This window comes from Streptomyces sp. R41, assembly GCF_041053055.1.
Taxonomy (GTDB): domain Bacteria; phylum Actinomycetota; class Actinomycetes; order Streptomycetales; family Streptomycetaceae; genus Streptomyces.
This window is the reverse complement of sequence record NZ_CP163443.1, coordinates 5078381-5093533: the sequence shown is the minus strand read 5'-3', so window position 1 is coordinate 5093533 and position 15153 is coordinate 5078381. Positions and strand designations below refer to the sequence as shown.

At 72.4% G+C, this 15153-nt stretch carries 7 protein-coding genes; 3 read left to right on the top strand and 4 right to left on the bottom strand.

The features are described from left to right. Window positions 1-57 precede the first annotated feature (57 nt). Both lhgO and AB5J53_RS23300 read right to left on the bottom strand, forming a co-directional pair. The gene (lhgO, locus tag AB5J53_RS23305; protein ID WP_369252409.1) at window positions 58-1275 is read right to left on the bottom strand and encodes an L-2-hydroxyglutarate oxidase; all 1218 of its coding nucleotides are present in this window, start codon (window positions 1273-1275) and stop codon (window positions 58-60) included. Window positions 1276-1479: 204 nt separating this feature from the next. Next, a complete protein-coding gene (locus AB5J53_RS23300) occupies window positions 1480-2904 on the bottom strand; it encodes an MFS transporter (protein ID WP_369247608.1) in 1425 nt (474 codons plus the stop codon). An 883-nt stretch (window positions 2905-3787) separates the two neighbouring features. Here AB5J53_RS23300 and AB5J53_RS23295 point away from each other — a divergent pair. Then, the gene (locus AB5J53_RS23295; RefSeq protein ID WP_369247607.1) at window positions 3788-5890 is read left to right on the top strand and encodes an asparagine synthase-related protein; all 2103 of its coding nucleotides are present in this window, start codon (window positions 3788-3790) and stop codon (window positions 5888-5890) included. A 981-nt stretch (window positions 5891-6871) separates the two neighbouring features. Further along, entirely contained in the window at window positions 6872-10276 is a 3405-nt protein-coding gene (locus tag AB5J53_RS23290) for a BTAD domain-containing putative transcriptional regulator (protein ID WP_369247606.1), read from the top strand. Between the two features lie 9 nt (window positions 10277-10285). On the opposite strand, the gene AB5J53_RS23285 is transcribed toward AB5J53_RS23290, so the two are convergent. Both AB5J53_RS23285 and AB5J53_RS23280 read right to left on the bottom strand, forming a co-directional pair. Next, window positions 10286-12238, bottom strand: coding sequence for a sigma-70 family RNA polymerase sigma factor (locus AB5J53_RS23285; protein ID WP_369247605.1), 1953 nt, complete (start codon window positions 12236-12238; stop codon window positions 10286-10288). A 353-nt stretch (window positions 12239-12591) separates the two neighbouring features. Then, window positions 12592-13371 (bottom strand): TetR/AcrR family transcriptional regulator, encoded by a 780-nt coding sequence (locus AB5J53_RS23280; RefSeq protein ID WP_369247604.1) that lies wholly within the window; start codon window positions 13369-13371, stop codon window positions 12592-12594. Between the two features lie 375 nt (window positions 13372-13746). Here AB5J53_RS23280 and AB5J53_RS23275 point away from each other — a divergent pair, with 375 nt between their 5' ends. After that, window positions 13747-15123, top strand: a complete 1377-nt coding sequence (locus AB5J53_RS23275; RefSeq protein WP_369247603.1) for an NAD(P)/FAD-dependent oxidoreductase — start codon at window positions 13747-13749, stop codon at window positions 15121-15123. Window positions 15124-15153: the final 30 nt, after the last annotated feature.

Sequence of the window (15153 nt, the reverse complement as noted above, 5' to 3'; positions counted from 1 at the left end):
GGGCTTGTCGCGCAGTTCCCCGTGCCCCTTCAGGGGCGGAGGGGGCGAAAAAACTCCTCACGCCCCCGCCAGCGCGCCCAGCGCCCTCCGGGCGACCTCTCTCCCGATCGGCAGCGAAGCCGTGGCGGCAGGTGATGGCGCGTTCAGCACATGCACCGTCCGGGGCCCCTCCCGGATCAGGAAGTCGTCCACCAGCGTCCCGTCGCGCAGGACGGCCTGCGCACGGACCCCCGCCGCGGCGGGCACCAGATCGTCCGGCGTCACCGCGGGCAGCAGCCGCCGCACCGCATACGTGAACGCCTGCTTCGACAGCGACCGCCGCAGCTCCCCCGCCCCGTACCGCCAGTGCCGCCGAGCGATCCGCCAGGCCCCGGGCCACGCCAGAGTCGCCCCCAGCTCACGAGGCCGTACGACCCCCCACCCGTACCCCTCGCGGGCGAGCGCGGGCACCGCGTTCGGCCCGATGTGGACGCCTCCGTCGATCCCCCGGGTGAGATGCACCCCGAGGAAGGGGAAGGCGGGGTCCGGCACGGGGTAGACGAGCCCGTGCACCAGCTCGGGCCGCGCCAGCGAGTAGTACTCGCCCCGGAAGGGCACGATCCGCATCCCGGGATCGTCCCCCACGAGCCGCGCGACCTCGTCGCAGTGCAGCCCCGCGCAATTGACCAGCACGCGTCCGCGGACGATCGCACCGTCGGCGGTGAGCACGGCGGCGCCGCGCCCGGGCCGCCGGTCGACGCGGACGACGTCCGCCCCGTACCGGATCTCGGCCCCGGAGGACTCCGCGAGCTGCTGGGCCACCGCGACGAAGTCGCAGATCCCCGTCGTGCCGACATGGATGGCGGCGAGCCCGCGCACCTCCGGCTCGTACTCCGCCATCTGGGCCGGCCCCAGCTCTCGTACCGGAATGCCGTTCTCCCGGCCGCGCTGGACCAGTCCGTGCAACCGGGGCAGCTCCGCCTTGTCCGTGGCGACGATCAGCTTGCCGGTGACGGCGTGGGCGATGCCGTACTCGGCGCAGAACTTGACCATCTCGGCGGCGCCCCGCACCGCGTACCGAGCCTTCAGGGAGCCCGGGCGGTAGTAGATCCCGCTGTGGATCACCCCGCTGTTGCGCCCCGTCTGGTGCCGGGCGGGCCCCTGCTCCTTCTCCAGCACCGTCACCCGCGTGCCCGGCGCAGCGCGCGTGATCGCATACGCCGTCGACAGGCCGACGATGCCGCCGCCGATCACCAGCACATCGCAGTCGTACGCGAGCTCCCGCACCTGCACCACCTCCCGACTTCGATAGTGCACTGCGCCACTGACAATGCGCTCAAACCCATAGGAGGCCCCCCGCGCCCCGAAGGGGCGAAAGGGGGCTCGGGACTGTCACATCGTGCGGCTCCGCCGCGTGGGCGCGACCAGCCACACACAACCCGTGTCCCCGAGACCGCAGCGCCAGGCAGACGCGTCGGAACCCTGCCCCAAGCGGAGCGCCTACGCCGGAGCCATCAGCAGCGGCCGTGCGCGCTCCCGCAGTTCGACCACGCGCGGTTCGTCGCCGTACGGCTCCAGCCGGTGCAGAAGGTCCTTCACGTACTCGGTGGTGCGCGCGGAGGAGATGCGTCCCGCGACCTCCACCGCCCGTACACCCTGCTCGCACGCCGCGTCGAGGTTGCCCGACTCCAGCTCGGCGACCGCCGACACCACCAGGCGCAGCCCGTGCGAGCGCACGAACTCCTCCGTCGGCTTCGACAGCGCCTGCTCGGTGAAGCGGCGCACCTGGCGCGGTGCCTTCAGGTCGCGGTAGCACTCGGCCGCGTCGGCGGCGAAGCGGTCGTACGAGTAGAAGCCGAGCCAGGACGGGTCGTTGTCGCCGTCGCGGGCCCGCTCCAGCCAGCCCTCGGCGGCCCGCAGGGCGGCCCCGGCCGCCTGGGCGTCACCGGCGCGCGCGTGTGCGCGTGCCTCGACGAGGCGGAAGAAGCTCATGGTGCGGGCTGTCGCCAGTCCCCGGTTGCGCTCCAGGGCGGCCTGGGCGAGGTCGACGCCCTCGTCGCCGAAGCCGCGGTAGGTCGCCTGGAGGGACATGGAGGCGAGTACGTAGCCCCCCAGAGGCACGTCCGCGGCCGCTCGGGCCAGGCGCAGCGCCTGGATGTAGTAGCGCTGGGCCGCCTCCTGCTGGCCGGTGTCGAAGGCCATCCAGCCGGCGAGGCGGGTGAGTTCTGCACTCGCTCCGAAGAGGGCTCTGCCCACCTCGTCCGAGTACGAGCCGAGCAGCAGCGGTGCCGCCTCCACCCTCAAGCACTCGGGCACCATGGACGAACGCCAGTCGCCGCCCCCGTACTTGGAGTCCCAGCGCCTGGCGTCCTCGGCTGCCTCGCGGAGCTTCTGCACATCGCTGTGGCCGACTTTCAGCGGTGCTCCGGAGCCCTCACCGAGGCTCACCTCGCGCGCCACCGAGCCGTCGGCCGGGGTTATCAGCCACCGTGACGCTGGAGTTGCGTATGCGCTCACTGCGAACGATCCCGCCAGCGACTGCCAGATGCCGCCGCCGCCGGCCCGGCGCCCGGCGAGGTCGAGGCGGTACAGCTCCGTCGCCGACCGCACCGCCTGTCCGACGTCCCGCGGGAAGGCGAGGCCCACTTCCGGTGCGGGATCCGCGTCCGCCAGGCCGATCTCGTGGAGCGGCACCGGGCGACCGAGCTTCTGGCCGATCGCGGCCGCGATGAGGTGCGGCGCCGCACCTTGCGGCACCATTCCCTTCGACACCCAGCGCGCCACCGACGTCTTGTCGTAGCGAAGAGTCAACCCGCGTTGAGCGCCAAGATCGTTGACGCGTCGCGCGAGTCCTGCGTTGCTGATTCCCGCGAGGGCGAGAACGGCGCCGAGTTTTTCGTTCGGCCCGCGTTGCTCCCTGGACATGCGCCACCCCTCGACACAGACGGCTGCCGCGCTGGCATAACCACGCGGCATTCGTAAACCCAGCGTAGTTCGCCCAATCCCAAGCGTTAAGGGGCGTACTTCCGGATGGCGGGATTGTGGTCCGTACGACAGTACGGACGGTTGCGGCGTGCTCCCGCTGTGTGGCCGTGCGCCCGTCCGTGCGCTCTTCTCCGGCCATCGGGGGAGCGCTTCCATGGATCGTGCGTGGGTCGGCCCGCTGTACTGGATCCAGTGGGCTGGGGGACACCGCCGCCTCCATCCCCGCGGGCGGCGGACCGGTCCGGGAGGCGAACTCCGCCTCCCGGACTGTGCGTTGCCGGAGCGGTGCGCAAGGTCTGTACGGAGCGTATGCACGCCTGTCCATCCGCAGCCGATTTGGCCGAAAATCGATGGTGGCCCTCGAGGGCAATTAGGGCTCCTACCACGACAGTTGAGGGCGCGTAGGGTGTTTTGAGGGAGCGTATCGGGGGCGCATTCGCGTCGGCCCGGGGCTGGTCGGGTATTGGTCGTGGGGGCGGCTCGATGCCGCTCGGGGGGCGTTCGGCGGGTTGCTCGATGGCGCTTCGGGGGCGGTCGGCGGGTTGCTCGACGGCGCTTCGGGTGTCGGGCGATGGGATGCTCGATGCCGCTCGGGTGTCGGGCGACGGGGTGCTCCACGCCGCTTTGGAGGGCGGCTCCTCGTCGGTGGCGGGTGGGGTCGACGGCGGTCGTGCGTCGGCATCGGATCGGCGCGGGCGCCCACTTGGGGGCGCACTTCAGGGAGCGCAAGCCGCCGCAGGGGCCCTCCCACGCGCTTCCTTCGTGGCAGCATGGTGCCAAGTTCGTACGGTGCACTGGTTGTCCACAGCCTGTGGAGGCGGCGATGCGATGGTTGGTGGGGTGGAGCAGTACCGCCGCCAGAGCGCCTGAGATCGGCTCGGCCGGCGCCACCGGAAGCGACGGCGAGACCGTCCATCCGGTGGGTTCCCAACTCCTTTGGGGCGACCCCGATCCGCTCTGGGCCGTCGGCGACTGGCGCCCCGACGAGGTGCGCGTCGTGAAGGCCGACGCGCAGAACCGGATCGCCGTACTCGGCACCTGTGGAGCCTCCGACGAGGAGCTGCGGGTCGGGCTGTTCGCCGCGCGCGGAGGGGCACTTCGGCATCTGACCAACTGGTCCGGCAGCTACACGGCGGTCGTCCAGGTGGGCCGGCGGGTGACCGTCTGCGGTGATCTCGCGGGCGCGCGGCCCGTGTTCTACACCCCCTGGGCGGGCGGTACGGCCTACGCGACCGCCGCGCTGCCCCTCGCCGACCTCATCGAGGCGAACCTCGACTTCGGGCATCTGGCGGCGCTGCTCGCCGCCCCCGACGTACCGGCCGCGGTGCACGACTCGACCCCGTACGACGGCGTGCGGCGTATCCCGCCGGGGCACGCGCTGATCCTGCGCGCCGGGGCGCGTGAGATCGCCGGGTACGAGCCGGTCGCCTCCCTCGCGGTCGCGGCGCCCTCGGCCGACCCCGCGAGCGCCGTGGACGCCGTGCGCGATGCCCTCGTCGAGGCCGTACGCGCGCGTCTGGCCGCGCCGCGCCATGTGCCGGGCACCGATGTGGACCCCGGGCCCGTGCCCGGGATGGGGCCCGCCGAGCGGCGTGCCGCGCGCGGGATGCCGGTGCCGGGGATCGGCGCCGACCTTTCGGGCGGGCCCGCCTCGGGGACGCTGGCGCTGCTCGCGGCCGGGCTTCCGGGGGCGCCCGGGACCGTCCTGGGGCATGGCACGGGCGCCGGTGAGCGTCTTCTCGCGGTCACCTTCAACGACCTTGCCGTCAGCGGGCGGGAGGCCGAGCTGGAGCGGGCCGGGACGCTGGCCGCGAATCCCCGGCTGCACCATGTGGTCGTCGCCGGGGGCGAAGAGGTGCTCCCCTACGCCGACTTGGAGGGCCCGTTGACGGACGAGCCCGGCCCGTCGCTGGTGACGGCCGCCCGGCATCGCGTGCGGCTCTCCTCGGGGAGCGCGGACCACTTCACGGGGTACGGCGCCCGGCAGGTCCTGGACGCCCACCCGGCGCGGCTCGCGGACCTGTTGATGGACCGCAAGCGGCGACATCTGGTGAAGCCTGTCGCCGCGCTGGCGAAGGCCGACGGGTCCGTGATGGTCCCCGCGCGCGTGTACGGCGCCGCGCGGAAGCTGGCCCGTACGCCGTACCGCACCGGTGTCGACGTGCTCGCCGACCGGCTGCTGCACCGGCGGTTCGAGGAGCCGGGGGGTGCTGTGGGGGCGTCGCTCGCCGCGCTCACCTGGGCCAGACCCGGGCCCGCGGCGCGTTGGCTGACCGGGGAGGCGCTGGCTGAAGTATCGGTTCGCCTGCAGGGGGCTACGGGGCGGCCCGGGGTGGGGCCCGGGCAGCGCCCGGGCGACTTCCGCGCGCGTGCGGCGCTTGCCCGTCACGCGGCGGATCTGCGTGTCCTGGAGCAGGCCGCCGAGATCCGCTTCCAGCGGCTGCACGTGCCGTTCCTGGACAACCAGGTGGTACGCGCGTGCCGTGACCTTCCGGAGGCGCTGCGGGTGCAGCCCGGGGCTCGGGCGGCGATTCTGCGTACGGTGCTGGAGGGGGCGGGGGTGGCTGATCTCCCCGCCGGCTGGGGCGCGCCTTCCCACGCGTCCTCGGCTGCGGCCGCGCGTACGGGGTTGCGGGTGGCCGCGGATTCCCTGATCGCGCTGTTCGACACGCCGCTGCTCGCCCAGGCGGGCCTGGTCGAGGCCCGCGTCGTCCGCAAGGCGCTGCGGGCGGCCGCGGAGGGCGAGCCGCTGCCGCTGGACGGGCTGGCCGACCTGGTCTCCCTGGAGCTGTGGCTCCGGCGGCTGCTGGCCCGGCGGGGGACCTGCTGGACGGGGACGCCTGCTCGGCAGCGGGCTGTGCCCGCGGGGATTGTGCCGCAGGGGCGGGCGTTGGGGGCGGGGGCCGGGGCGGTTCGGCGGGGGTAGGTGGGGGTGTTCCTCGCGTTCCGCCGGTGAGGGGAGCTTGTGGCTTCGCCTTGCTGCTGGCGGGTGGGTAGCGGGTTTCTGTCGGTTGGTGGCTTCGCCTTGCTGCCGGTGGGTGGGTCGGGTTTCTGTCGGTGAGTGGCTTCGCCTTTCCGCCGGTGGGTGGGTCGGCGGTACTCCTCGCGTTCCGCCCGGGGTGGCTTCGCCTTTCCGCCTTTCCGTCGGTGGGTGGGTCGGGGCCGTGCCGGTACATCCGCCCCGTCGCCGGTGGCAGATCGCTTGGCTTACGTGGCTCTGCCTGTTGGCAACCACGTAAGCGACGGGGCATGTGATGTACCGGCACGGCCCCTCCCGTGCGTGGGCGAGTGCGGGTGTATGCCAATGACCCTGCCTGCGCTCTTCAGCCTGGCTGGGACCTCAACCTGTCCGGCGGGGGATGAGGGGATGGGTCCCATCCGCTCACCCTGCCTGCACCCTTCACCTCTAGCCGGGGGACCTCAACCTGTCCGGCGGGGGGACAGGCGACGAGCGCCCTCCACGCACCGGCCATACCCCGCCTACCCCAGCGGGTTGCCACCCCAAGCCGCCTGCTGCCCACCTAGCGAGTCTTCTTCACCCCGGCCGGCACCCGTCAGCCCGTCCGGGACGTCAACCTGCCCGGCGGGAGGAAGAGTGGAAGAGGCGACGAGCCTCCAGCCCGCCATGCCGCACGTCCGTGCGGCACCCCACCTGTCCCGCCCGCTCTCTCGCCCCCGGCCGGGGCTTGATCTTTTGGCCTGTCCGGCGTTTGAGGGTGAGGCCGGCAGGACGATTCGGGGGTCTGGGGGCGGAGCCCTCAGGTACGGGACGGGTAGGGGCGGAGGGGGCGAAAACGCTGACCTTGCGAACCGCCCGCCGGGTGGGTCGGAGGTGAAGCGGAGGGCCCGGGGAGGCTCGCCGGGGAAAGCCGGTGCCTCGAGGGCGGGGGGCGGCGAGAATGGGTGGGTGCGGTACAGGATTCTGGGGGTCACCCAGGTGGAGGATGACCGGGGGGCCCAGGTCGCCGTCGGAGGCCCCCGCGTGCGCGCGCTGCTCGCGGTGCTGGCGCAACGCCCCGCCCGCACCACCGCTCCGGACACCCTGATCGACGAGGTGTGGGCGGACGATCCTCCGCTGGACGCCCCCGCGGCACTGCAGGCCCTCGTCGGCCGCCTCCGCCGAGCCATCGGCAAGGACACGGTCGCCTCCGAGGCAGGCGGCTACCGTTTGCGGGCCGCCAAGGACGACGTGGATCTGTTCGTCTTCGAGCGGCTGGTGGGGGAGGGGAAGGCGGCGCTGGACCGCGGCGACGCCATGACCGCCGCCGACAGTCTGCGCGAAGCCCTCGGCCTGTGGCGCGGTCCCGCCCTCGCCGACCTGCCCGACCGCACGGTTGCGACCCGCCCGGAGGCCCTCCGCCAGGAGGCGACCCGGACGCGCATCGAGGCGGACCTGCGACTCGGCCGCGCCACCGACGTCGTACCGGAGTTGAGGGAACTGACGGCGGCTCACCCGTACGACGAGGCGCTGCATGTTCTGCTCATCCGCGCCCTGCGCGACGCCGGCCGCGGCGCGGACGCCCTGGCCGCGTACGAGGGGGTGCGCCGCGGATTGATGGACGGGCTGGGAGCGGATCCCGGACCGGAACTGCGGGCCCTGCATGAGGAGTTGTTGGATCCCCGGCCGCAGTGGGATGAGGGGGACGGGTCGTGGTCGGGGAGCAGCACGGCTCACCACCAGGCCCGCGCCGGTGGGACGTCGCGCGTGGGCTCCGCCGAACCGGGAGACTCCTCCCGTGCTTTGCGGAACGGAAACATTCGTCCCCGTCTGAACTCGTTCGTCGGCCGGGAACCCGAACTCGACGCCATCCGTTCGGATGTTCACAGGGCACGCCTGGTCACCCTGACCGGACCAGGTGGTTCTGGAAAGACCCGCCTCGCCGAGGAAGCCGCCGCCGGGCTTCCGCAGGCGTGGCTGGTCGAGCTGGCTCCGCTCGACCGGCCCGAGGCGGTCCCGGGCGCGGTGGTCAGCGCCCTCGGTCTGCGCGAAACCGTGCTGATCACCAACGAGATGGCGGTCCCGCAGGACGACCCGCTCGCCCTGCTCGTCGAGTACTGCGCCCCGCGCAGCCAGCTCCTGATCCTTGACAATTGCGAACATGTCATCGGCGCGGCGGCAGAGCTCGCCGAGACTCTGCTCACGCACTGCCCGGGCCTCACGATCCTCGCCACCAGCCGTGAACCGCTGGGTGTGCCCGGCGAGTTCGTGCGCCCGGTCGAGCCCCTGCCGCCCGATCCCGCGCGCCGCCTCTTCATGGAGCGGGCGTCGGTCGTCCGTCCCGACGCAGGCGCCTCCCCGCACGACTCGGCGGCCGTGGACGAGATCTGCCGACGGCTCGACGGCCTGCCCCTGGCCATCGAGCTGGCCGCCGCCCGGCTGCGGCTGCTCACCCCTCGTCAGATCGCCGACCGGCTCGACGACCGCTTCCGGCTGCTCACCTCCGGAAGCCGCACGGTGCTGCCCCGCCAGCAGACGCTGCGCGCCGTCGTCGACTGGTCCTGGGACCTGCTCGACGAGCGGGAGCGGACCGTGCTGCGCGAGGCGTCCGTGTTCGCGGGCGGCTGGGACCTGGCGGCCGCGGAGGCCGTGTGCACCGGGCCCGCGGCCGACCTCGTCGGGGCGCTGGTCGACAAGTCCCTGATCGTCGCCACCCCGTACGACACGGACGGCAGCGGCGGCATGCGGTATCGCATGCTGGAGACCATCCACGAGTACGCGACCGAGCGCGCCGCCGAGGTCCCCGAGCTGCGCGCCGCGGCCGAGCGGCGCCACCGCGCGTGGGTGCGCGCGCTCGTCGAGGAGGCCGAGCCGCTGCTGCGCTCCGCCGAGCAGCTTCCGTGGATCAGACGCCTGGAGGCCGAGCTCGACAACATCAGGGCGGCCCTCCACCGCGCGATCGTCGCCGGCGACGAGGAGGAGGCCGGCGCCCTGGTCCTCGCCATGGGCTGGTTCTGGTGGCTGCGCAATTTCCGCCGCGAGGGCACGGAATGGACGGATCTCGTGCTGCGGCTGGGCGCGGCGATCGGCCTTGAGGTCCTGCCCGTCGCAGGGATCACGGGAAGCGCGGGCGGTTCTTCCCCCGCCGCCGGTGATGTCCACCTTGCCGAGTTGGACGCCGTCGACCCGGTGGGGGCCTTCCTCGACGCCCCCGAGAGCGAGGAGCACCCGCTGCGCGGTATGCGGATGCGGCTGCGCATGCTCCACCTGTTCATGAAGCTGGAAGTCGAACCGGACCGTCGGGACGACGGCCGAATGCGGGAATACCTCACGCGGGTGCGGGCGGTCTTCGAGAAGGGCGGCCCGGACGCGGCACGTATGCCGGGCATCGTCTGGCCGCTGGCCGCCTTCTTCCTGAGCGGTTCGGAAGACATGCGGCTCACCATGGACGTGGCGGTCGCCAACTGCCGTGCGTACGGCGGCGAGTGGGAGATCGGGGTCATCCTGATGTTCCGTACGCACATGGTCGTCGACGCGCCGGGTGGTATGGACGGCGTGGACGACGACCTGGCGGAGCTGCGGGTGCTCAGCCGGCGGGTGGGGGACCGCTGGATGCGGGCCCAGGTGTGCAGCGCGGCCGGTGAGGCGGCCATGGCGCGCAGCCTTTTCGACGAGGCGAAGGGGGAGTACGAGGAGGCGCTGCGGCTTGCCTACGAAGTGGGCGCGTATGCCGAAACGCCCTTCCTCATGGCGCGGCTGGCCGAGATCGCCTACCGCGCGGGCGAGCGGTCCAGGGCGCTGACCACTCTGGACGAGGCGAGCGCGGCGGCCGACCGGTACGGGGTGATGGACTCCCGGGCGTTCGTCTGCGTGCTGCGTGCCCAGATTGCCCTGGACGACGGGGAGGTGGCCTTCGCGCGCGAGTTGTGGGAGCAGGCGTGCGAGGTGAGCTCCCAGGGCAGCCCGCCCCCGCAGTTCATGGCGGCGCTGAACTGGGTGGACGCGCTCGTCACGGCCGCCGAGTCCGGCCCGGAGCCCGGTCTGCGGAAGCTGTTCGACGCCCTGCGGGAGGCGGTGGACGCGCGGTGCGCCGATGTGGTGGCGGCGGGCCTCGTCGATGTCGCGGCGGGCTTCCTCGCCGAACTCGGCGACCATCCGCCCGCGACCCGTCTGCTGGCAGCCGCCACGCGGTGGCGCGGCGGCCATCTGCGTCCCGCGCGCGAGCGCGCCGAGGCCGAGCGCACGGAGGCCACCGCGATGGCGGCCCTCGGCCCGGTGCGTTATGAGTCCGAGCGCGCCACGGGTTCGGACTTCACCACGGAGGACGCCCTGCGCGACCTGGCCGAGGCGCTCAAGGAGCACGCCGACCAGTAGCGGCGCACCTCACCGGCACAGGAACTTCGACTCCGCCCAGTCCGCCAGCGCCGCCGAGTCGAAGGGTGAGTGGGGTTCGACGACGAGGCGGATCGTCTTGCGGCCGGTGAGGTTCACATGGACGGGGACCGCCTGGTCGCCGCCCTTGATCATCGGTGACTGCCATGCCTCGGCCCCGTCGACGTACACCCAGAAGCGCACCTTGCCGAGCCCCATCGTCAGGTCGTCGACGCCGACCATCGCGTCGTAGGAGGAGCAGCTGCGGTTGAGGTCGATGGTGACGGACGACTGGCCGTGGACGGTCACGCCGTGCGCGTACTGGTTGTTCGCGATCGACACCCCCTCGCGCTGCCACACCCAACTGCTCTCGCCGAGCCGCATCTCGGGCTTGGTGTGGTCGCCGTTGACGCCGTAGTTCAGCTCGCTCCACTGGTAGACGACCGGGGCGGGAGGGGGAGGCGTCGGGGTCGGGGTCGGCTCGGGGGTCGGCTTCGGCTTCGTCGGGGTGGGCGTGGGCGACGGCTTGGGCGTGGGCTTCGGGGTGGGCCTGGGCGTCGGAGAGGGGGTCGGCGTAGGAGTCGGGGTGGGCGCCACTACCGGTGGATTCGGCGCGGGTGCCTTCTTCGGCGGCTTCGGCGACGGCAGCGGCGCTTCGACGGCGGGCGAGGCGGCCGGTTTGGCGTCGGGCTTCCTGGCCGGGCTGTCGTTGCCGACCAGGGCGAGTGCCACCGCCGCCGCGGCCACCGCGACGACCCCCGCCGCGATACCGGCCTTGACCGGTGCGCCGATCCCCTCCGAGGCAGCCGCGCCGCCACCCGCGCTCGCGCCGCCAGAGCTGCCGCCCGCCGCGGCGGCCGCGCCTGCGGCTCCCGCTCCGGCGCCACCGGCGATGAGCGCGACGGCCTTCGCGTATCCGGCGGCACCGAACCAGCCGATGACCGCGACCGGCACGACCGCGGGGATACCGCTGGCGACTTCCTTGATCTGGCCCTCGGCCAGCCGGCACTTGGCGCACTCCTCCAGGTGCTTGCGCAGCCCGCGCTCGGCGCGCGTGCGCAGCCCGCCGCGGGCGTAGGCGCCGAGCCGGTCGGCGTAGCGGGCGCATTCCTCGTCCATGGTGAGCGTGGCGCTCACATGCGCCTGGAGGTAGGCCTGCTTGAGGCCCTCGCGGGCGCGGCTGGCCAGGACTCGGGTGCCGTTGGCGTCGAGTCCGAAGAGCGTGGCGACCTCGCTCGGCGACTCGTCCTCGACCTCCGTGTGCCACAGCACGGCCTGCCAGCGCTCGGGCAGCGACCGGAACGCCTGCATGGCCATGGACTGTTCGGCCTCGTGCATCGCGCGCACGTCCGCGCCCAGGTCGAGTGTGTCGTCGTCGGAGACCTCGGAGGTGCGCGCGGCCCGCGCCGCGAACACCGCGAAGTCGTCGACCAGTTGCTCCCGCTTCGCCGACTTCGTCCAGTTCGCGGCGACGCGGCGGACGGAGGTCAGCAGATACGCGCGTACGGCATGCTCGGGGCCGCTGCCGCCGCGTACCGCCTGCAGCATGCGGGCGAACACCTCGGCCGTGAGGTCGTCGGCGGTGTGCCCGTCCCGGCAGCAGGTGCGGGCGTACCGGCGCACGGCGTCCGCATGGCGCCGGTACAACTCCTCGTACGCCGTGTCGTCACCCGCGCGCATCCGCTCGATCAGATCGGCGTCGGACGGCGGGAGATCGGCCGGGGGCGGCGGCAGGACACCACCGTCGCGCCGGTCGAAACGGTCACGCTGCGGCGGGACGCTGGGACCTGGCGCGCCACCGGACGGTGCGCCACCGGACGGCGTGGCATCCGAGGGCGCGGCGCCCGGGGTGCCGCCCTGCCGCCCGCCTTGACTGGGCACCTGTGGCGTCGACGGCCCGCCCGTTCCCGTTTCGCCGTCCGTGCCACCGTCACCGAGTGACTCGTCCCGCCCGTCAACGCTCATCGCGGAAAGCCCCCGCCTGCACACTCGGACCCGAATACCGGGAAAGAGTGCCACACGCTTCAGGGGGACCGACCCCCCAGTACGGACCAACCACTCGTCCGTGGGGACTTCCCACACGACAGCACTAGCGGTCACTCGTTTGGGGAATAGTCAACGAACGGCCCCCGCGCGGAAGTTGCCGCGATGCCCGAAATGTCCGGAGCGTAGCCGGTGCACCCGGTACGCGAGTGGCGCAGCACCCGCGTCCAGGACGGCCCGCTACTCCGGGAGAGCCCGGCATTCCGGGAAGCCCGGGTTACTCCAGGAAACCCCACACTTCAGGAAGACCCGGTACTCGAGGGCTTGAGGGCGGCTCACGCCGGACGCGAGCGCAGACCCTCCAGCAGGATGTCGAGCAGCCGGGCCGATGCCGCGGCCTGCTGTGCGGCGTCCGGCAGCGAGGGCGCCGCCGTGGCTATCACCAGCAGTACGTCCGCCACGGTGACGTCCGCCCGCAGCTCGCCCGCCGCGCGCGCCCGCTCCACCAGCCGGCCGACCACGTCGAGCAGCGCCGCCGCACCGGCGTCGTCCGCCGCCGCGATCACCGACTCCTCCTCGGGTGCCGGCCGCTGCTCGACGAGCCGCAGTTCGGGCGTGAGTTGGGACCGCTGCTGCGGCACCCGCGCCTCGTCCGCCTCGACCCCGTCCTCCGCGACGCCGACGCGCAGTATCTGCGGCGGCAGCAGCCGGCCGGCGCCCGAGGCCACCGATGTGCGCAGGAAGCGCGAGAGCGCCGACCACGGCTCGTCCTCCTGGCCGAGCGCCGCGCGTGCCTGGTCGGTCAGCCGGGAGGTCTCCTCCTCGGCTATCCGGCGCACCAGGACGTCCTTGCTCGGGAAGCGCCGGTACACCGTGCCGACACCGACCCTCGCGCGCCGCGCCACGTCCTCCATCGGCGCGCCGTATCCCAGCTCGCCGAAGACCTCGCGCGCCGCGCGCAGTACGTGCTCCAGATTGCGCTGTGCGTCCACGCGCAGCGGCGTCGTACGCGATCCTTCAGCCGGACCGCGGCCGTTGCCGCTCGCTGCCGCGCCGACCGTGCCACCGGATGCGATGGCAGACGCGGAAGACCAATGAGAATCCTGAATGTGCATAAGCGTTCCCCCGGTAATGACGTCTCCCCCCGGAGACTCTCCCCGCCATTGGTAGCCGGAGCGTGCGGAACAAGCTTGTGTGCACGAGCCCGCCCTGCGGACTCGTCGAGCGCATCCCCCTACACCCCGTCGACACACGAACATAGTTGAGAGGGGGTCAATTCAGAAGGGGCAGGTTCCGCACGGAGCGCCCCCCGATCGGAGTACGGGGCGGTTACGTCCCGATTACGTCCCCTCCGCTCACCCCGCTCACCCCCGCTGACCTGCGAATCTTCCACGCACTCCGGCAAATCGGCCAACCCTGCGCGTTGTCGGCGTCCGGTCACACAAATTGTCGGGCCTGTGGACAAACTCCAGAGCTGGGTGCGTCATGGGATGGTGAAGGAACGTGCGCGCATTCTCATTGTCGGCGGCGGCTACGTCGGGATGTACACAGCTCTGCGTCTGCAGCAGAAGTTGAAGCCTGAACTGAAGCGGGGTGAGGTCGAGATCACGGTCGTCTCGCCCGAGCCGTACATGACGTATCAACCGTTTCTTCCCGAGGCCGCCGCGGGCTCGATCTCGCCGCGCCATGTCGTCGTCCCGCTGCGCCGGGTCCTGGACCAGTGCCGGATCATCATCGGCGAGGTCCGGTCGATCGACCACGCCAAGCGCACCGCGACGCTCACGACGCTCGCCACCGAGGAGGAGGGCGCGGGCGCGGAGCAGATCACGTACGACGAACTCGTCCTCGCTCCCGGCTCGATCTCCCGCGCCCTCCCGATCCCCGGGCTCGCCGACTACGCCATCGGCTTCAAGACGGTCGAGGAGGCCATCGGCCTGCGCAACCACGTCATCGAGCAGATGGACATCGCCTCCTCCACCCGCGACCCCGCGATCCGCGACGCGGCCCTGACCTTCGTCTTCGTAGGAGGCGGTTACGCGGGCGTCGAGGCGCTCGGCGAGCTGGAGGACATGGCCCGATACGCCGCGCGCTACTACCACAACGTCCGGCCCGAGGACATGAAGTGGATCCTTGTCGAGGCCTCCGACCGGATCCTCCCCGAGGTCGGCGAGGAGATGGGCAAGTACACGATCACCCAGCTGCGCCGCCGCAACATCGACGTACGCCTGGAGACCCGCCTCGACTCCTGCGCGGACCGGATCGCCGTCCTCAGTGACGGCGCCCGCTTCCCCACGCGTACGGTCGTGTGGACGGCCGGCGTGAAACCGCACCCGATCCTCGCCGCCACCGACCTCCCCCTGAACGAGCGCGGCCGCCTCAAGTGCACGCCCCAGCTGACCATCGACGGCGTCACGCACGCGTGGGCCGCGGGAGACGCAGCCGCCGTCCCCGACGTCACCGCCGAGCCCGGCAAGGAGACCGCGCCCAACGCCCAGCACGCCCTGCGCCAGGCCAAGGTCCTCGGCGACAACATCGCGCACTCCCTGCACGGCGAGGCGCTCGAAACGTACTCCCACAAGTACGTCGGCTCGGTCGCGTCCCTGGGGCTGCACAAGGGCGTCGCACACGTCTACGGGCGCAAGCTGAAGGGCTATCCTGCCTGGTTCATGCACCGCGTCTACCACCTGAGCAGGGTGCCCACCTTCAACCGCAAGGCCCGTGTGCTCGCCGAATGGACCCTGGCGGGGCTCTTCAAGAGGGAGATCGTTTCCCTCGGTTCGCTCGAACATCCCCGTGCGGAGTTCGAACTCGCGGCCGGTGGAAAGCATCCTCTCGACCCCAAGCTCGACCCGAAGGGGTCGTCCTGACCGGACCCAGGAACTCCACCGGTTGGGCGG

Coding starts and splice junctions, on each gene's coding strand:
- AB5J53_RS23300 (WP_369247608.1), bottom strand. CDS start 2,904: ATGTCCAGGGAGCAACGCGGGCCGAACGAAAAACTCGGCGCCGTTCTC.
- AB5J53_RS23295 (WP_369247607.1), top strand. CDS start 3,788: ATGCGATGGTTGGTGGGGTGGAGCAGTACCGCCGCCAGAGCGCCTGAG.
- AB5J53_RS23285 (WP_369247605.1), bottom strand. CDS start 12,238: ATGAGCGTTGACGGGCGGGACGAGTCACTCGGTGACGGTGGCACGGAC.
- AB5J53_RS23280 (WP_369247604.1), bottom strand. CDS start 13,371: ATGCACATTCAGGATTCTCATTGGTCTTCCGCGTCTGCCATCGCATCC.
- AB5J53_RS23275 (WP_369247603.1), top strand. CDS start 13,747: ATGGTGAAGGAACGTGCGCGCATTCTCATTGTCGGCGGCGGCTACGTC.